General features: G+C 41.4%; 12 protein-coding genes. 11 read left to right on the top strand and 1 reads right to left on the bottom strand.

Features of this window, described 5'->3' with window-relative positions; genetic code table 11:
- Positions 1-123 precede the first annotated feature (123 nt).
- A complete protein-coding gene (locus A9970_RS14895) occupies positions 124-1,296 on the top strand; it encodes a glycoside hydrolase family 27 protein (RefSeq protein ID WP_182982853.1) in 1,173 nt (390 codons plus the stop codon).
- A gap of 119 nt (positions 1,297-1,415) precedes the next feature.
- On the opposite strand, the gene A9970_RS14890 is transcribed toward A9970_RS14895, so the two are convergent.
- Positions 1,416-2,144, bottom strand: coding sequence for a FadR/GntR family transcriptional regulator (locus tag A9970_RS14890; RefSeq protein ID WP_182982852.1), 729 nt, complete (start codon positions 2,142-2,144; stop codon positions 1,416-1,418).
- A gap of 147 nt (positions 2,145-2,291) precedes the next feature.
- Here A9970_RS14890 and A9970_RS14885 point away from each other — a divergent pair, with 147 nt between their 5' ends.
- The 10 genes from A9970_RS14885 to A9970_RS14840 all read left to right on the top strand — a co-directional run bounded on the left by A9970_RS14885 (position 2,292) and on the right by A9970_RS14840 (position 18,687).
- Positions 2,292-5,591, top strand: coding sequence for a TonB-dependent receptor (locus A9970_RS14885; RefSeq protein WP_259655403.1), 3,300 nt, complete (start codon positions 2,292-2,294; stop codon positions 5,589-5,591).
- A gap of 18 nt (positions 5,592-5,609) precedes the next feature.
- Positions 5,610-7,145, top strand: a complete 1,536-nt coding sequence (gene nanU / locus A9970_RS14880; RefSeq protein ID WP_182982851.1) for a SusD family outer membrane lipoprotein NanU — start codon at positions 5,610-5,612, stop codon at positions 7,143-7,145.
- A gap of 40 nt (positions 7,146-7,185) precedes the next feature.
- On the top strand, positions 7,186-8,106 hold the full coding sequence (locus A9970_RS14875; protein ID WP_182982850.1) for a dihydrodipicolinate synthase family protein: 921 nt from the start codon (positions 7,186-7,188) through the stop codon (positions 8,104-8,106).
- 89 nt (positions 8,107-8,195) lie between these two features.
- Complete coding sequence (locus A9970_RS14870; RefSeq protein WP_182982849.1) at positions 8,196-9,335, top strand: hypothetical protein; 1,140 nt, start codon at positions 8,196-8,198, stop codon at positions 9,333-9,335.
- Between the two features lie 52 nt (positions 9,336-9,387).
- Positions 9,388-10,623, top strand: coding sequence for an MFS transporter (locus A9970_RS14865; RefSeq protein WP_182982848.1), 1,236 nt, complete (start codon positions 9,388-9,390; stop codon positions 10,621-10,623).
- A 34-nt stretch (positions 10,624-10,657) separates the two neighbouring features.
- Positions 10,658-12,763 carry a GDSL-type esterase/lipase family protein gene (locus tag A9970_RS14860; RefSeq protein ID WP_182982847.1) on the top strand — a complete coding sequence of 702 codons (2,106 nt, stop codon included), beginning with the start codon at positions 10,658-10,660 and terminating at the stop codon, positions 12,761-12,763.
- A 51-nt stretch (positions 12,764-12,814) separates the two neighbouring features.
- Positions 12,815-14,035 (top strand): AGE family epimerase/isomerase, encoded by a 1,221-nt coding sequence (locus A9970_RS14855; RefSeq protein WP_182982846.1) that lies wholly within the window; start codon positions 12,815-12,817, stop codon positions 14,033-14,035.
- Position 14,036: 1 nt separating this feature from the next.
- Positions 14,037-16,019, top strand: coding sequence for a family 20 glycosylhydrolase (locus A9970_RS14850; RefSeq protein ID WP_182982845.1), 1,983 nt, complete (start codon positions 14,037-14,039; stop codon positions 16,017-16,019).
- 72 nt (positions 16,020-16,091) lie between these two features.
- Positions 16,092-17,249 carry an exo-alpha-sialidase gene (locus A9970_RS14845; RefSeq protein ID WP_182982844.1) on the top strand — a complete coding sequence of 386 codons (1,158 nt, stop codon included), beginning with the start codon at positions 16,092-16,094 and terminating at the stop codon, positions 17,247-17,249.
- 169 nt (positions 17,250-17,418) lie between these two features.
- Positions 17,419-18,687 (top strand): family 16 glycosylhydrolase, encoded by a 1,269-nt coding sequence (locus tag A9970_RS14840; RefSeq protein WP_182982843.1) that lies wholly within the window; start codon positions 17,419-17,421, stop codon positions 18,685-18,687.
- Positions 18,688-18,805 lie beyond the last annotated feature (118 nt).

The following is an 18,805-nucleotide window of genomic DNA, read 5'->3' as shown; positions in this document are numbered from 1 at the left end:
TATGTATTACATAAAATAATTAAGTGATTGAATTTACTTTTTCATATCATTGTCTCTATGTATTTTTGAAGCGGATTAAAATGAAAATAAAAGAGAGATAAGATCTTTTTTTATACTACAATTATGGGATTTAAGTTATTATTTAAGGGTATACTTTTAGGAGCTTTAGTAGGTGCTTGGAGTCTAAAAGCGTTGTGTCAAGAGGCAAAATCGCCAATAATGGGTTGGAGCAGCTGGAATAGCTTTCGGATCCATATTGATGAAAAGTTGATTCGGGAGCAGGCAGATGCCATGGTCGCGACTGGCTTGCACGATGCGGGATACAGTTATATCAACGTGGATGACGGGTATTTCGGGGGGCGTGACCAAGCGGGAAAACTTTACGAAGACCGTTCAAAATTTCCCAATGGAATGCGGGCGCTAGCTGATTACATTCATTCCAAGGGGTTAAAAGCTGGATTGTATTCGGAAGGTGGAAAAAATACCTGTGGTTCTATCTGGGACAAAGATCCAAAAGGCATCGGGGTAGGAATGTATGGTCATGAAGACCAAGATGCACAGTTATTTTTTAAAGAGTGGAATTTTGATTTCATCAAAGTGGATTGGTGTGGTGGATTGGAAATGAAACTGGATGATCGCGAGCAATATACAAAGATTATAACAGCAGTGAGGAAGGTTCGTCGAGATGTAGGCTTTAATCTTTGCCGCTGGCAATTTCCCGGGGAATGGGCAATTAAACAAGTGGATTCCTGGCGTATTTCACAAGATATACAACCAAATTTTGCTTCAGTGTTGCATATTATTGATCTCAATCGTAATCTTTATCCTTATAGCTCTCCAGGTCATTATAACGATATGGATATGCTTCAAGTGGGCAATGGAATGACTCATGAAGAAGATAAAACACATTTTTCAATATGGTGTATGTTAAATTCACCTTTGATGGCCGGAAATGATCTGCGTAAAATTTCAAAAGAGACACTCGCTATATTGACGAACAAAGAAATGATCGCGCTTAATCAGGATAAGGCTTTTAAGCAAGCACAAGCTGTGTTTAAAGCGGGTGAGGTAGAAGTATGGAAAAAAGACCTGGCAGATCCAAAGCGTAAAGCACTTGCAATACTTAATAGATCAGACAAGGAAACGATGTTTAAACTGGATACTAAAGCGCTGAATTTGTCTCCAAAAAATCGCGTCAGAGATTTATGGCTTCATCGCGATGAAGGAAACCTTGGTCAGAATACAAAATTCATTCTTCCTCCGCATGGAATCATTGTACTGTTGCTGTCTGAATAACAAAGTGTCAAATTGTACGATAACCAAGTAAAAGGATCAAGTGGAGACCCTTTAAAGAAAAAGCCCAATCATATGATTGGGCTTTTTTATAGTGTTGTGAATCGATCTCGTAAAAGGGATTATCCAACAGATTTCTTATATAAAAACAGTCGCTGATAATGATTGTCAAGATGCTTGCGCATGGCATTTCGAAAAACCTCGGCATTGCCCACCTTTAATATATCAACTAGGCCTCGGTGTGAGATGAAGCTTTTCGATGAACTGGGACTAGTTAGTAAGCCGCTGCTATGCACATACTGAAAAACTGGTAACAACATGTTCTGAAAATCTTTGAGAATTGTATTTCCAGTGATTTCATAGAGCTTACCGTGAAAGGCAATTTCAGTTTCAATATCGAAAATTGTATTATCTGCATTTATAGGTTCTTTGGCAACGATCGCTTCCAGCTCCTCAATGTCTTTTTCCTGTATATGTTCAAAAAGGATATCCGCCATACCCACCTCCAGCACCATACGCATTTCAAAAAGATCCTGTAAGGTCTTGTTTTCCATGATAGTAGGATAAAGTGATTTGCGTAGGGGTTTTATAAGATCTGGACTTGTCAAAACAGCTCCGCGATGTTTTTTTGATTCGATCAATCCAACCATACGCAACCGCAACATGGCTTCGCGAACTACTGTACGACTTACACCAAGGGTTTCGGCCAATTCAATTTCTTTAGGTAAAGCATCTCCAACCTTTAAGCCTTGATTGACAAAAAGATTGATGATTTCTTTTTCCGCACGATCTACTAGTGAAGAGGTATCAATTGTATTCAGATGTTCTATCAGCGAAGAATTCGGTTCCATATATATTACATATAACGCATTAGGCGCATTAAGACAAAGATAATTAATAAAAGCGATTAATATGTTATACATAATTTAATTAAAATTTGTTTTTTACATTTTGTTATTTATATATTTGTATATATGTAATACTTAATACAAACCAATATGTATTCAAACCTAAAATTACGAACCCTTCTCACCCTATCCGTTTTGATGGGTAATATGCTCTTAGCGCAGGCGCAAGATCATGCGGTGCGGGGAAAAATTACCGATGCAAAGACAGGGGAATTGCTAGGCAATGTGACTGTAAAAATCAAAGGATCCAATCAATCTTTGCAGACAAATACCGATGGGACTTTCTCAATCAGTACCAATCCCAATACTATTTTAGTGATCACGTCTACAGGGTATAGACCATATGAAGTAAAAGTTGGGCAATTAAATCAACTGGATATCAAACTTGAATCCAAGGTTGAGCAAATGGATGAAGTTGTGGTGGTGGGATATGGAACACAAAATAGGAGAAATGTAACCGGATCTATCGCTAAAGTGGACAAAACTGTTTTGCAAAATACGCCCCGTTCTAATGTTGCTACAGCATTACAGGGAACTGTGCCTGGATTGCAGGTGGTGAACAAATCAGGTACCCCCGGAGCAGCGCCCATGTTGAAATTGCGCGGTGGAGCATCAATAAAGAGTTCTAGCCCACCATTGGTGGTGATAGACGGTGTTATTCGTGAGATGAATGATGTGAGTTCGGATAATATTGAATCCATCGAACTTCTAAAAGATGCTTCTGCAACGGCAATATATGGTGCTCGTGCAAATAATGGCGTGGTTTTGATCACAACGAAAACCGGTAAATCAGGACAGTCAAATATATCTTATAAGTTCACAGGAGGGTTCAACCAACGCCGTGACGGGTATCGTTACATGAATGCTGGGGATTACATTTATTATACGCGCTTGGGTTATTTAAATGCAGGTAAAACGATTGAGACAGCTAATGGCTCCAGAGGACTGGGATTATTGACTGATAATGCAAATTTATCTTCGTTCGATATTCGTCGTTACACATCTGACTTGGATCCATTACTAGCTAAAGGGTGGCAACTTGTAGATGATCCGTATGGTGGTCAGATAATTTATAAAGATCATTCGGGTGAAGTTGAGGATATCTTATTTCGAAATACCTATACAAAGGATCATTATGTGAATGTATCGGGCGGTAACGAGCGAGGAAAATATTTCGCTGCATTTGATGCATATGATGAGAATGGAATCATTGTAGGCTCCAACTATAAAAGATATACTGCAGATCTAAATGGTTCATATAAGCTGAAACCGAATCTGGAGGTAGCAACCTCGGTTAATTTGTCAACTGCTTCTCAATATGGCGTTGGCGGATCTGAAATAAGTGCATTATATCGGAATTTGGCTATTTGGCCTACATTCAATCCCTGGGTTGATGAGGCGAAGACGAGGCCCAATCCAGGCAACGGCATCAATGATGGAAATCCACTGTATTGGTTGAGCCGTATGGAGAGAAATAATGAAACGAATCGCATTGTCGTAAATGGTTCCCTAAAATGGGATATTATTCCTGGTCTATACCTCAAAGTCTCGGGAAATGCCTATATGAAAGAGGTATTGAATGAGTTCTTCCAAAAATCGACCCAAACCTATGCCAATGTGTTTTCTAACCCTGAAACAATAGGCAGTACTTCAAGAGATGCTTATCGCAATATAAATCGCGATTTCCAAACACAGTTCAACGGTATTTTAAATTATACCAAGACATTTGGTGAGAAGCATAATCTGAATGCTATGCTTGGTGCGGAATATTTTAACACGAAAACAGATTATATGCAGGTGTATGGGAAGAATGCGCCTACAGACGATATACCGACCGTCAATGCTTCGACAGTTTTTGTGGCTGGAAATAACACATCTTCAAAATCTGAATATAGAATTATTTCGTCCATGGGACGTTTGGCTTATGATTATGATGGGAAATATCTGTTGAATGCCGTATATCGTTTGGATGGTGTATCGAGCTTAGCAGATGGTCATCGTTGGGGCTTTTTCCCAGGTCTTTCTGCAGGGTGGAATGTTCATCAAGAAACATTTTTTAAGGATACCAAATTAGCGGAATATATTTCAACTTTGAAGCCCAGACTGAGTTACGGAGAAAACGGAAATATAAACGGATTAGGCAGATATGAGGTCCAGGGAACTTATTCTTTGCAAACCAATTATAATGGAACAGCTGGATACCTTAATACACAGCCTGTAAATGGAAATCTGGTTTGGGAAACGAGTAAAACTACTGGTGTAGGTTTAGATTTAGGTTTATGGAAAGACCGTGTAACCTTATTATTCGATTATTACAATAGAAAAACTAAAAACCTTTTAACAGATCTGACTCTGCCTAGTTATATCGGCTTCTCGTCTATAAATACCAACTTAGGAACTTTACAAAATAAAGGCTTGGAGTTTGGTTTACAAGCTCGCGTGCTTAGAAATCCCGATGGTATTAGTTTGAATATTGGCGCCAATGCTGCATTTGTTAAAAATAAAATACTGGAGCTGCCGAATAATGGAAACGAAAATAATCGTCAAGGTGGCCTACAGGTCTATGATCCAACATCGGGTCAAGTTAAATGGGTAGGTGGATATCAGGAGGGGCAATCGCTGGGCGATATCTACGCATATAAACAAGTATCAATATTTAAAGATGATGCTGAGGTAAGTTCAATTGCCGGAAACCGTACGGATAATATTGCCGGAATTACTGGACCTAATCTTCCTGTTGGAAAAAATGGAAGAATTACTCCTGGAGATGTCAATTGGCTGGATGTCGATGGAAATGATATTATCGATTCACGTGATCAAGTGTATATCGGCAATATTAATCCAAAATGGACGGGCGGATTTACAACGAATTTAAGCTATAAGAATCTGAGCCTTTTTTCAAACTGGGAGTTTGCTCTGGGACATAAGATTTACAATGATCTTGTTGCAAGAACATTGGGTAATTATCAGGGCACATTCAATTATATTGAGCTGCAAAAGCAAGCTTGGTCACCGACCAACACTATAACAGACATTCCAAAGGTTTATTTTGCGGATCAGGTTGGTGGTTCCAAACAGAATTATACACGTGGAAACAATGCCAATGCGGTATTGAACAGTAACAATTCGAGGTTTTATGAAAAAGGAGATTATTTGGCACTCCGTGAGCTGACTCTCTCGTACGACATGCCCAAATCATTGCTCGAAAAATCGCGGGTATTTTCGCATGCACGAATTTATTTTACCGGATCTAATCTTTTTTACATCACAAAATTCTCGGGGCCATCACCTGAGCCGCCAGTAGATCTGAATAATTTGGTTACAGGTATATATTTAGGTACTTATCCCACACCAAGATCTTATGTCCTAGGTGTTCAACTATCCTTTTAATCTTAAAAATTGAAAACGATGAAAATCAATATAAAAACCTTGAGCTTGGCAACGGTATTGGGACTAGGCCTCTTAAGTTCCTGCAATAAAAATCTAGAGTTAAATCCAGTGAGTACAATTAGCGATGGGAATTACTGGAAGACAGCCGATCAGTTTGATTCCTTTGTGAGTGGTTTACACGCAAGATTTCGGAATCATGAGCGCGCATTTGTACTTCTGGGTGAATACCAGGGGGAGGTCTTTGGCAATGATCCCGGAACGACATCGTCTTTTACAGGGGAAGCTCCGCAAGGGTTGGAAAGAATGTGGAATCATAATTTGGATCTTGATAATCCGGGGGTGAGCAATTTCGGCGCTTTTTACGAAAACATCAATCAGATAAATTTGTTGATCAGCAAACTTAATACGACTGATATTGTGACCGCTCAAAATAAAGGTTACTATTTAGGGATTGCTTATGGAATGCGTGCATTCTACTATTTTCAGTTGTATCGTTCCTGGGGAGATGTTGTCCTGCAAACAGAGCCTGTTGGAAATATTGATATCACCAACCTTGCTAAAGCCGCTTCTCCAGCTTCGGATGTTTTAGGACTTGTAACTTCGGATTTAGAAAGCTCTTTGACATCTTTTGGAACAGATTACTCCGTGAAGAATACAAAATCGTATTGGTCAAAAGCTGCAACATTAATGCTTAAAGCAGAAGTGAATCTTTGGAATGCACATCGAGGCGGAGGTAAGGATGGCGCTTTAACAGCCAAAAATGCTTTATCGGAAATAAAATCAAATCTAACCTTGTCTCTGCAATCAGATTTTTCTGGTCTATTTTCTTCAAGCAATCGCGGCAATAGTGAAATGATTTTTGTAGCGCGTCATCAATTAAATGAAGCGACTTTAGGTTTTATATCCGATTTCGTTCCACAATCTGGTCTTATCGCAAATTATTATGACTCACTTTCCAACAGAAAATTCACCGTAACTGCTGAAAACTATGGTGGAATATTACGTGCACCGACTCGTATCCGTTCGTATCGGGACTACAATGATTTGGATCAACGTAAAAACACATCTATTCAAGCGGCCTATTCAAAAGATGCAACAGGAAAATTCAATATGGCCGGTTGTTTCCTGAAAAAATATCAAGGTGAACAAAATGCTGGATCTCGGGCATTTACGAATGATTTTCCAATCTATCGTTATGCAGATTTACTCTTGCTGTTAGCTGAAGCTAAAGTGCTACTAGGTGAAAGCCCCAAAGAAGAAATCAATTTGGTTCGAGCAAGAGCTTTTGGAAGTAATTACAACGAAGGTACTTTTGGTTTTCCAAATCAGAAGATAGACAGCGATCCGATGGAAGCAATTTTAAAAGAACGCAAATTAGAATTTATTGGCGAGGGGAAATATTGGTATGATTTGAGAAGAATGGGCGATAGCTTTGTTTATAAATATACATCATTACCAGTAGCAGAATCATTTCGCCTTTTATGGCCAATTAATAGGGATGCATTGACAAATAACCGGCTATTGGTTCAAACGAAAGGTTATACGTCGTTTTAGTTACATTTTAAAAAATAATATAATATTAAATACACATATCATGCTAAATCAAAAAATCTCAGGATTAATTGCAGCACCATTTACTCCTTTCGATGAAAACGGAGAATTGAATCTTGAGCTGATTCCGCAATATTATGCGATGTTAAAGCGCAACCGGGTAACGGGTGCCTTTATTTGTGGCTCTACCGGAGAAGGGGTGTCGTTGACTTTTGAGGAAAAAGTTGCGGTGATGACAGCTTGGGCCAGATTAACAAAAGAGGATAATGCATTTACACTCATGATGCTTTTGGGCGGGACGAATATCAAAGAATGCCAACAATTGGCTAGGCTGGCCGAGCATGCAGGGGTAGATGTCGTGTCATTTACTTCACCATCTTATTTCAAACCTGCCAATGTGGATCAATTGGCAAAATGTTGTGTCGAAATTGCTAGTGCAGCCCCGAATACGGCTTTCTATTATTATCATATCCCGGTATTGACTGGTGGAAATTTCCAGATGATCGACCTGCTGAAGCAGATTGATGGCATAATACCCAATTTTAAGGGAATCAAATATACGCACGAAGATTTTATGGATTTTCTAAGCTGCTTGAATTATGCAGATCGCAAGTATGATATGTTATGGGGAAGAGATGAGAATATGCTGTCCGCTTTGGTATTGGGTAACAAAGGAGCTGTCGGCAGTACCTATAACTACGCTGCACCTTTATATCTTGAGCTTATTGAGGCTTATGATCGGGGAGATCTTGAAAAAGCTAATGCTTTGCAGCAGCAATCTATCGATATGATCACATTGTTAGGGAAGTATGGTGGTATTTCAGTAGGAAAATCGTATATGAAATTGATTGGCCTTGACTGCGGAACATTTAGACTGCCCGTGAAAAATATGTCGGCAGAGCAATTTGAACTCTTTAAGAGTGATGTGAACAACCTTAATTTTCAGAAGTTTTGTGCACAGTAAAATAGATCTCCCTCTCGAGATGAGTATCATGTGTGCTTACATTGAGAGGGAGATTACAAGGTAGACTGTAGGTTCGAGAATAAATAGATATGACAAAACAATATTGGATGGGAGTTATCGTGGGAATACTGTTTACAGGTGCTGTTCATGCACAGGTTGGTCGATTGGAATGGCATAAAGGCATTACGTTGCCAGCTATGCAAGATGGAAAGGCGCATATTGGTATGGCAGGACCAATAGCTGGTGTCACAGGCAATTGTTTCCTGGTTGCCGGCGGAGCGAATTTTCCACATTTACCACCTTGGAAAGGTGGGGCGAAAGAGATCCAAAAAGATGTTTTTATTTACGGAAAAAAAGAGGGACGACTGAGTTTAATAGCCCAGGATAGTCTTCCTATGGCGGTTGCTTATGCAGCCAGCCTGAGTCTACCTGATGGATTGCTGGTTATCGGTGGAGAGACTCCTGATGGAAAAACAGCCGTTTGTAGACTGATTAAATATGATGGCTCTACCAAGAAAATTACGGTGTCAGACTTTCCGAATCTCCCATTTCCGTTGGCTAATATGGGAGCGGTAGTTCATGGAAATAAACTTTTCATTGCCGGTGGTGAAATGCCTGATGCTGTATCGGATCAAGTGTTGAAATTGGATCTAGCGCATCTTGAAAAAGGATGGGTTTGTGTTGGAAAATTACCCTATGCAGTCTCCCATTTGCAATTGTTGTCTGATAGTCAAAATGACCTGTATCTACTTGGTGGAAGAAAGGCTCATCCAGAGAGCCCTTCAACGTTATATCATGAACTGTGGTGCTCAGCCGATGATGGTAGTACTTGGTCCAAACGGGCGGACATTCCTTTTCCTGCTGCGGCAGGAACAGCTTGTTTATTGCCCGACCAAGGAATATGGTTGCTGAGTGCGGATCGGGGCAATACCTTCCATCAGGTGGAAGCGCTAATCTTTGATGCTAAAAAGGAAACAAATCCATCGCAGCGACAGAAACTTATTGATGCCAAGAATAAATTGCAAGTCAATCATCCCGGTTTCGGCAGAGCAGTATGGCGTTATGATCTGAAATCGGATGAATGGAAGCGGATGGGGGATCTGCCGTCGAATGGACCTGTAACCACGACAGCTGTTGTCTGGGACGACATGATCATTTTGCCCAGTGGCGAAGTTAAGGCGGGCGTTCGTACTCCTGAGATTTTAGTAGCCACATTTTCTAATAAATAGGATTGAAAAAATAAGATATAAAAAACTCAATATAAACCTGATAAAACTTGAAATGATATCTTCTTTGCGATATAAACCTTTTTACCCATGGCTCGTTGTAGCCCTCCTTTGGGGGGTAGCCCTGCTGAATTATATGGATCGACAGATGCTATCAACTATGCGTGAAGCCATGCAGGTCGATATTCCACAGCTGCAGCGTGCCGAGACTTTTGGTGTATTGATGGCCGTTTTTCTTTACATCTATGGTATCATGAGTCCTATAGCCGGTATCGTTGCCGATCGCAGCAATAGAAAATGGCTGATCGTAGGCAGCCTTTTTGTTTGGTCGGCCGTAACGTATGGCATGGGGATGGCACACGATTACGCAACGCTATTGGCTTTACGGGCAATTATGGGATTTAGTGAAGCATTGTATATCCCAACAGCTCTTTCGCTGATCGCCGATTACCATACCGGAAAAAATCGATCGTTAGCCATTGGGCTACATATGACAGGGCTATATACAGGTCAGGCCTTGGGCGGTTTTGGCGCCACATTGGCCGCTTCAAAAGGATGGCATACCGCTTTTCATTGGTTTGGAATTATCGGAATATGTTATGCGCTCCTGCTAGCAGTCATGCTTGTGGAAAAAAAACATGAGCCATCCCTTGAGGAGCCTGCTTCGGAAGGGCGATTGTCTCTTCCCAAAAGTTTACTGCTGCTATTTTCCAATGTGGCGTTTTGGATTCTGTTATTTTATTTTGCGGCTCCAAGCTTACCTGGCTGGGCCATCAAAAATTGGTTGCCAACATTGTTTGCCGATAGCCTGAATATTCCAATGGCCAAAGCTGGTCCATTGTCTACCATTACAATCGCGATCTCATCCTTTATTGGGGTTATTGTCGGCGGAATACTGAGTGACAAATGGGTACAAAAAAATATCCGTGGCCGCATCTATACCAGTGCAATTGGGCTTGGACTGACCATACCAGCTTTATTGTTTTTAGGATTAGGTCAGACTTTACCCGCGGTGGTCGGAGCTGCAGTCTGTTTTGGAATTGGCTTTGGCATATTCGATGCCAACAATATGCCTATCCTATGTCAGGTTGTTCCTAAAAAATTGCGCGCAACCGCTTATGGTTTTATGAATATGGTGGGCGTGTTTGCTGGAGCCGTTATCACGCAATGGTTAGGGAAATTTAAAGATGAAGGTCATTTTGGTTTAGGCTTTGCATTATTGGGGGGCGCCGTACTATTGGCGTTACTCTTGCAACTCCTGTTTCTCAAACCTAAAACAACGGAGAAGTAATCGCTTTTATATCCTGAATGAATAGATGATGAAAATGAAATCTTTAATCAGCACGCTGCTTACCTATATTTCAAAAAAAGTAGGCCTACTTTTAGGTTTGATTGTCTCTATCTCCATTTCAGTGGGACAACCCCGTACAAAAGTAGCTTGTATAGGTAATTCCGTAACCTTTGGTTATGGGCTCGGCAATCCTGCTCAGGATTCTTATCCGAGCCAGCTTCAAGCGTTGCTGGGCCAGCGGTTTGAAGTGAGGAATTTTGGCCATTCAGGGGCTACACTTTTACGTAAGGGGCATAGACCTTATTATAAAACGGAAGAATACAGGAAAGCCTTGGATTATAAACCTGATGTTGCCATTATACACCTGGGACTCAATGATACTGATCCGAGAAACTGGCCAAATTATAAGAACTCCTTTGCATCAGACTACGCGACTCTGATTGACTCCATACGATCCGTTAATCCCAAAGTACAAATTTACATCTGTCGATTGACTCCTATTTTTAGTGGTCATCCGCGCTTCTTATCCGGGACACGCGATTGGTACGATCAAATTCAGGCGCTTATACCGCAGATAGCAAAAAATAACCAAGTGGGACTGATCGATCTGAACAGCCCACTGCGGTATCGGATTGATCTTTTTGACGATTACTTGCATCCGAATAAGCAAGGAGCTGCATTGATTGCTGAACAGGTCATGCATGTATTGATCCCTGTTCTCCAAGATTTGCAAGTGTCCGAAACCATCGGTTCGGATATGGTGCTCCAGCGTAATTGGGAAAATAGCATCTATGGTAAGGGTACTGCCGCCGATGAGATCACTGTTGCATTTAATAAGAAAAACTATAAGACCCAAGTCAATCCCGAAGGCTCCTGGGCAATAAAGTTGCCTAAAATGGAAGCCGGAGGACCTTATGAAATAACAGTGCGTTCGGGCAAGCAGAAAATAGTGTTGAAAAATATTCTTTTTGGCGATGTATACCTTGCTTCGGGGCAATCAAATATGGCTTTTCAACTTCGTGGAGCCATAAAGGGCGAAGAGCTGATCAACGATGCACCGCACTTAAAGAATGTGCGCCTTTTTAAATGCCGCAACCTTGCGGAGACCAATGCTGTTGCATGGGATACCGCGACCTTAAGGAAAGTAAACGATTTGTCCTTTTTCAGCGGTGCCTGGCGGCAGGCTACCGGGGCGGAGGCCGCGCAATTCTCAGCTGTTGCTTATTCATTTGCCCAGCAGATCGCCAACGAACAGCATATTCCTATTGGCATTATTGATCTATCGGTAGGTGGGTCTAATACCGAATCATGGATTGATCGAAAATCATTGGAAAGCGACGATCTTCTTGCCTCTTATATTCACAACTGGCAAAAATCAGATTTCCTGCAGGAGTTCTGTCGTGAGCGCGCCAGTCAAAATCTAGCAGTTTCAAAGGTGAAAAATCAACGCCATCCGTATCAACCAGCTTACAATTTTGAAGCGGGTGTCAGCAAATGGTTGAACACAGGATTGAAAGGTATACTGTGGTATCAAGGTGAGAGCAATGCGCATAATATAGAACTTCACGAACGTCTTTTTAAAACATTGGTTTCTTCCTGGCGGAAGAGTTTTCACCAAGATCTACCTTTTTTCTTTGTTCAGCTCACAAGTATAGATAGGCCTTCATGGGGTGATTTTAGAAACTCACAACGCTTATTGGAGAAAGCCATTGCTGGTACATACATGGCCGTAACGATCGATGTCGGTGATTCTTTGGATGTACATCCCCGTGAAAAGATTGTGGTAGGCCGACGGTTGGCAAATTTAGTGCGTAAACATATATATGGTGTTGAATTGAATGCAGATCATCCTGATCTGGTCAGGTATGCGCTTCGCGATGATAAGCTGTTATTGACATTTGATCATTGTATAAAATTAATAACCCCGGGGAATGTGGCTGTGAAAGGTTTTCAGGTAATGGACAATAAGGGGAAAGTTTCTGATGTAAATGCAAATATCCTATTGGGCAATGTCGTCGAAATCGTTAAGCCGAATTTCCAAATCACCAAAATACTGTATGGATATGAACCTTTTAGCCGAGCAAATCTTCAAAATGAAATTGGAACGCCAGTGTCCACTTTTGATTTGACGATCAACTAAACATAAGACGATCAAATAAATAGAAATAAATTGACACAAAAACTAGAACAGATGAAACAGACAAGTATAAAAGATACCGCAAATATAATAGACACTGATTACTTGAAGGAGTTGGAAGCTTTTTATCGTGATCAGCTTTTAAAAGACACTGTACCATTTTGGTTTCCACGATCGATTGACCATGAATGTGGCGGCTACCTATTTATGCGTGATCATGATGGGGCTTTGATTGATACAGATAAAGCCGTGTGGATACAGGGAAGAGCATGCTGGTTGCTGGCCACACTTTACAATACAGTTGAGCAAAAAGAGGAATGGCTGGAAGGGGCCCGGATAGGCTATGAATTTTTGAAGAAACATTGTTTTGATGCAAACGGCAAAATGTATTTTCATGTAGACCGCATCGGTAACCCAATTCGTATGCGTCGTTATTTCTTTTCGGAGACTTTTGCGGCAATCGCCTTTGCAGCCTATGCAAAAGCGACGGGAGATGCCGGTATTGCTGTGGAAGCACGTGAGCTGTTTGGAATTTGTCTGGCTTATGCACAGGGAGAAAGATTGGTGGAACCAAAGTACGAACAGACCAGGCCAATGAAAGGGATCGGTGTGCCGATGATTATGATCAATACCGCACAGCAAATTCGCGAAACAATTGGAGATCCACGCTGTGATTTCGTTATCAGTGATTTTATCGCGCAGATTGAACGTGATTTTGTAAAAGATGACATACGTTGTGTGATGGAACAAGTTGGTCCTGAAGGTGAAATTGTTGATCATATTGACGGGCGCACACTCAATCCCGGACATGCCATCGAAGGAGCTTGGTTTATCTTGCATGAAGCGAAATATCGGGCGAACGATCCGCATCTGATTGATCTTGGTTGTCGTATGCTCGATTATATGTGGGAGCGCGGCTGGGATACAGAATATGGTGGTATACTATATTTTCGAGATGTCTATGGAAAGCCGGTACAAGAATATTGGCAAGATATGAAGTTTTGGTGGCCGCAGAATGAAACGATTATAGCAACATTACTCGCTTACCTAATGACGGGAAATGAGAAATATAAAAGTTGGCATCAGCAGATCAATCAGTATGCCTATGATCATTTTCATGATAAAATCAATGGTGAGTGGTATGGGTATCTGCATCGTGATGGGAAGATTGCGCAAACGGCAAAAGGTAATTTATTTAAAGGACCTTTCCATCTCCCTCGTCAAGAGTGGTATTGTATGCAAATACTACAGGAATTTAACACGATTAAGGGATAACATGATGCGACAAACTGTAGCGACAACTAAGTTCCTCCAAAGGCTGATGATAATTGTCATGATGATCTCTCCGCTATATGGTATGTCCGAAAAAATCAGACCTTTGCTTCCCATGCCGCAGTCTGTTACCTGGAAAACCGGGTATTACCAGGTCAAACATATTGTGTGTGTACGCACCAAAGGAGAAGTGTCAACTACAGATAGACAGACTTTGACAGCACTGCTAAGCGATTGGGATGTAAGGCGGATAGACTTCGATAGCAAAGAAAATATAGCTATAACGATTAGTTGCAATAAAGAAATGAAACTTCCCTCGTCTTCTTTGGAAGGCTATCGGATCGTTATAAATAAAAGGGGAGTAAACATTGAAGCCCGAGCGGGTAAAGGGGTTTTCTATGCCCTGCAAACTTTGCGTCAACTGGGAGGCAGCGATGGTAAGTTGCCGTATTGCGTCATTACAGATTATCCATCTTTTCGTTGGCGTGGCTACTTGGTAGACGTGGGAAGAAATTTTCAGTCTATGCAGGTGTTGAAGGAGCAGATCGATATGATGGCGCGGTATAAGCTGAATATTTTTCACTTTCATTTCACCGAGGATATTGCATGGCGACTGATAAGTAAAAAATATCCCGGTTTGACCGACTCGGCAAATATGGAGCGTTGGAAGGGAAAGTATTATACAGTCGACGATATGCAGCAGCTCATCCGGTATTGTCGTGATCGTCATATTCAGCTCGTACCCGAAATTGATATGCCAGGGCATTCCGCAGCATTTCGCCGTAATTTTAAAACCGATATGCAGAGCGATAGCGGCATAGCGATCATCAAAGAACTGCTGAAGGAATTTGCGTCCACCTATCCCGGGCTACCTTATCTGCATATTGGGGGAGATGAGGTGAAAATTCACAACCAAGCATTTTTGCCGATGATGACAAAATGGACGGAGGACTTAGGTCTAAAAACCATCGGCTGGGAGCCTGGTGGTAATTTGCAGGAACACACAATCCGCCAGCTTTGGATGGGTGGGCCACAGGCTATTACCAATAACTGTCCTTTTGAAGTGATTGACTCAAAGCATTTGTATATCAATCATATGGATCCTTTGGAAACGGTGCCGACCTTGTTCTATAGGGCATTGGGCGGTCAATCGTCAGAAAATGAAAAGTTAATGGGTGCGACGTTATGTTCCTGGCCCGATCGTGCAGTCCATCATGAGCGTGATGTATTCCATCAGAATGCAGTTTACCCGGCTTTGCTGACTTTTGCGGAACGAATTTGGCGAGGAGGAGGAGATTTTGAATGGCGTAGTAATATCAAAACGGATGTAAAGGGATTAACGCAATTTGTTGAATTTGAAAAGCGTTTGCTCCAACATAAAAGATTATATTTTAAAGATCTTATTTTTCCGTATTACGCACAAAGTGGACAAAAATGGATGTTGTATGGGCCTGTGGAAAATAAAGGTGATCTGAGCATGGTCTTAAAAAATGAAGCGACAGGAAAATTTACCGCTTTAAAAAAGATCGGTGAGTTTTATGGTGGAACTATCGTATTACGCCATTGGTGGGCTGATGTGGTAAAAGGGGCTATTGATCGGCCGCTTGAAAATAACACCGTATATGCTGTGAGCAAAGTATGGAGTGAAAAAGGGGGAAACCAAAGTTTTTGGATCGGTTTTAACGACCTCTCCCGTTCATATGCCAGTGATTCACCAAATTTGGGGACCTGGGACGATAGAATGAGCAAGATTTGGGTAAACGGACGTGAAGTGCTTCCGCCGAATTGGCAACATGCTGGCCAAAAAGGAAATTTGGAGCTCCCATTGGTTGATGAAGGTTACAGCTACCGAAGTCCAAGCATTGTTCTGCTGGAGAAAGGCTGGAATACAGTTGTGGTGAAACTTCCTGTGGGAAAATTAAATGGGAAAGATTGGCAAAATCCACTAAAATGGATGTTTACCTGCCTACCGATTGAAAGGGAGTAATAAATAACCGATCGCATTGTATTAACACAGATGAATTTTTTAAATAGAAGTAACAATAAAACTTATATAGATATGAAGAAATTAGGGACAATGTTGGTATTTGCACTGTTGGCAGGAATTTGTCACGCTCAGGAAGTGAATGTATTTGTTTCAGGAGAAGATGGCTATAAAAGCTACCGCATACCTGCTATTGTAAAGGATAAAAGCGGACAGTTAATTGCTTTTGCAGAAGGTAGGGTGGATCATGCCGGCGATTTTGGTAATGTAGATATTGTTTATAAAATCAGTCAGGATAATGGAAAAACATGGGGCCCATTGCAAGTTGCTGTTGACAATGATAATTTGCAGGTCGGAAATCCAGCTCCGGTAGTGGATCTATTGGATCCGGCATATCCGAAAGGACGCCTGTTTCTTTTTTATAATACGGGTAATAATCATGAGGGAGAAGTCCGCAAAGGAAATGGTTTGCGAGAATGTTGGTCAATTAGTTCGACCGACGGTGGTAAGACGTGGTCTAATCCAGAAAACATAACGCTTGAGACGCATCGTCCCAATCAACCATCCGTAAATGCACAATATATTTTTAAGGAAGACTGGCGGACTTACGCAAATACGCCCGGACATGCTTTACAATTTGATTCGGGCAAATATAAAGGACGTATTTATATTCCGGCTAACCATTCTGAAGGAAACCCGAAAGAAAATGGCAAGGACTATTTTGCGCATTCGTATTACTCGGACGATCATGGAAAGACATTCAAGATAGGATCAAGTGTGAAATTTGAGGGATCAAATGAAACAATGGCCGCGCAGATCTCTAACACAGGGCTGTATATGAATTCCCGTAATCAACAAGGTAATATAAAATCGAGGATTGTATCCTATTCCGGTGATGGTGGTGTCAATTGGGATACAACCTATTATGATGAAAATCTGCCCGATCCGGTCAACCAGGGTTCAGTGCTTTCCTGGCAAAAGAAAGGAAAATATATATTGGCTGTGTGTAATGCTGCATCAACCAATAGAAGAGACAATCTAACCGTTCGATTAAGTAAAGATCAGGGCAAAACATGGTATTTTAATCAGGTTGTGGCCAAAGCGCCGGAGGGTGTGAAAGGGGATTATGCTGCTTATTCCGATTTAGTACTTTTAAATAAAAATAATCTCGGCGTTTTATTTGAAAAAGAAAATTACAGCAAAATTGTCTTTTTGCCCGTAAATTTTAAATGATCGGGCACATCGTATTATCGAAATAATCCGCATTTTCTTTCATTTCTTCCTTTTGGTTAAAACAGGAAGGAATGAAAGAAAAAAATGAATCTTCGATTATTATCCGGCTTGCTCCACAAGCTGTTAAATAACGATATAAACTTAAATAAAACCAATAATCCAAAACTAAATGAGAAAAACCAAATTTTGGCTGGTGTTGAGCCTAATCGCAACCAGCCTGTCTATTTTTGCCTGCAAGAAAGACTCGACAACAACAAAAACTCCGATTCCGGAAGTAAGTAAGGCGAAGGCCTCGACTAAGCTATTAAATGCGACTACCGTAGCGACAACAGATTACGAATTGATCTGGTCGGATGAGTTTAATAGTAGTGGGGGATTTGATTCCACAAAATGGTCTTATGCTGATAGGGGCACTGTCGCATGGAATAAGTATATGACCTCCTTGCCAGCTTATGCATCCCAAGATGGGAGCAATCTCGTATTGCGTATGGATAATGCTGTTGTGGCCGGAGATCCTGTTGCCTATCATGCAGGAGGAGTTAAGTCGATGGGGAAATTTAGTATGACTTATGGAAAAGTTGAAGTGAGGGCCAAATTTACGCAAGGAAGAGGTTCATGGCCTGCTATTTGGATGATGCCCGAACCTGCTACAGCGTATGGCGGCTGGCCTGGCTGTGGTGAAATTGACATTATGGAGCATGTCAACAACGAAAATGTAATGTACCATACGATCCACAATGGTTCAGTTACCAATGCAAATGGTGGGAGCACAGCATCGAAATCTGCCACCTATAATACGACAGATTACAACCTATATACAATGATCTGGAGTCCAAACGACATTCGATTTTACGTCAACAATGTATTGCAGTATACCTACGCAAGAGTTTCCGGTGGGGGAACGCAGCAGTGGCCATTTGACGTCCCTTTTTATCTGATTCTAAATCAGGCCGGTGGAGCTGGATGGCCAGGGGCGATCACAAATGCTGACTTGCCCTTTAATATGCAGGTAGATTATGTACGTGTGTATAAACTGCCTTTATTTAGTAATGGCGATTTCGAAAATGGTGTCATCTATCCATGGACAACATGGGGCGGTGGTTCATCGGTTGTTTCTACCGATGCCCGGACAGGAACCAAATGCATCCGCGAAACAGGCGGAGAGACATCCATTGAACAATACCTGACCGGTCTAACGCCGAATACCACCTATCGGTTCGGTGGCTACGCCAAAGTGTCTGCAGCTGGCCAGTCGGTCAGTATCGGTGTCAAAAATTATGGGGGAACTGCTGTCGATGCAACTATAGGTACAACCAGCTACTCCAATAATTCGGTTACTTTTACAACTGGAACCAATAATACCACTGCTACGGTCTATTTCTATAAACCATTGAGCGGTACGGTGTATGGTGATGATTTCTATTTGGAAAAATTGTAAAACACCGTAGTTGAAAGAGCAGCGGTTGAACTAAACCGCTGCTCTTTTAGCGATACTGCGTGATGACGGGGCATCGGTCCTCAGTGAGGATGTCGATATCACTACCGAAGGAAAAATG

It is taken from the genome of Sphingobacterium sp. UME9 (assembly GCF_014170215.1).
GTDB classification, from domain to species: Bacteria; Bacteroidota; Bacteroidia; order Sphingobacteriales; family Sphingobacteriaceae; genus Sphingobacterium; species Sphingobacterium paramultivorum.
The sequence above is the reverse complement of the archived record's forward strand: the minus strand, read 5'-3'. Positions and strand labels throughout refer to the sequence as shown.

Coding starts and splice junctions, on each gene's coding strand:
- A9970_RS14845 (WP_182982844.1), top strand. CDS start 16,092: ATGAAGAAATTAGGGACAATGTTGGTATTTGCACTGTTGGCAGGAATT.
- A9970_RS14840 (WP_182982843.1), top strand. CDS start 17,419: ATGAGAAAAACCAAATTTTGGCTGGTGTTGAGCCTAATCGCAACCAGC.
- A9970_RS14890 (WP_182982852.1), bottom strand. CDS start 2,144: ATGGAACCGAATTCTTCGCTGATAGAACATCTGAATACAATTGATACC.
- A9970_RS14875 (WP_182982850.1), top strand. CDS start 7,186: ATGCTAAATCAAAAAATCTCAGGATTAATTGCAGCACCATTTACTCCT.
- A9970_RS14855 (WP_182982846.1), top strand. CDS start 12,815: ATGAAACAGACAAGTATAAAAGATACCGCAAATATAATAGACACTGAT.
- A9970_RS14865 (WP_182982848.1), top strand. CDS start 9,388: ATGATATCTTCTTTGCGATATAAACCTTTTTACCCATGGCTCGTTGTA.
- A9970_RS14895 (WP_182982853.1), top strand. CDS start 124: ATGGGATTTAAGTTATTATTTAAGGGTATACTTTTAGGAGCTTTAGTA.
- A9970_RS14870 (WP_182982849.1), top strand. CDS start 8,196: ATGACAAAACAATATTGGATGGGAGTTATCGTGGGAATACTGTTTACA.
- A9970_RS14860 (WP_182982847.1), top strand. CDS start 10,658: ATGAAATCTTTAATCAGCACGCTGCTTACCTATATTTCAAAAAAAGTA.
- A9970_RS14885 (WP_259655403.1), top strand. CDS start 2,292: ATGTATTCAAACCTAAAATTACGAACCCTTCTCACCCTATCCGTTTTG.
- A9970_RS14850 (WP_182982845.1), top strand. CDS start 14,037: ATGATGCGACAAACTGTAGCGACAACTAAGTTCCTCCAAAGGCTGATG.
- nanU (WP_182982851.1), top strand. CDS start 5,610: ATGAAAATCAATATAAAAACCTTGAGCTTGGCAACGGTATTGGGACTA.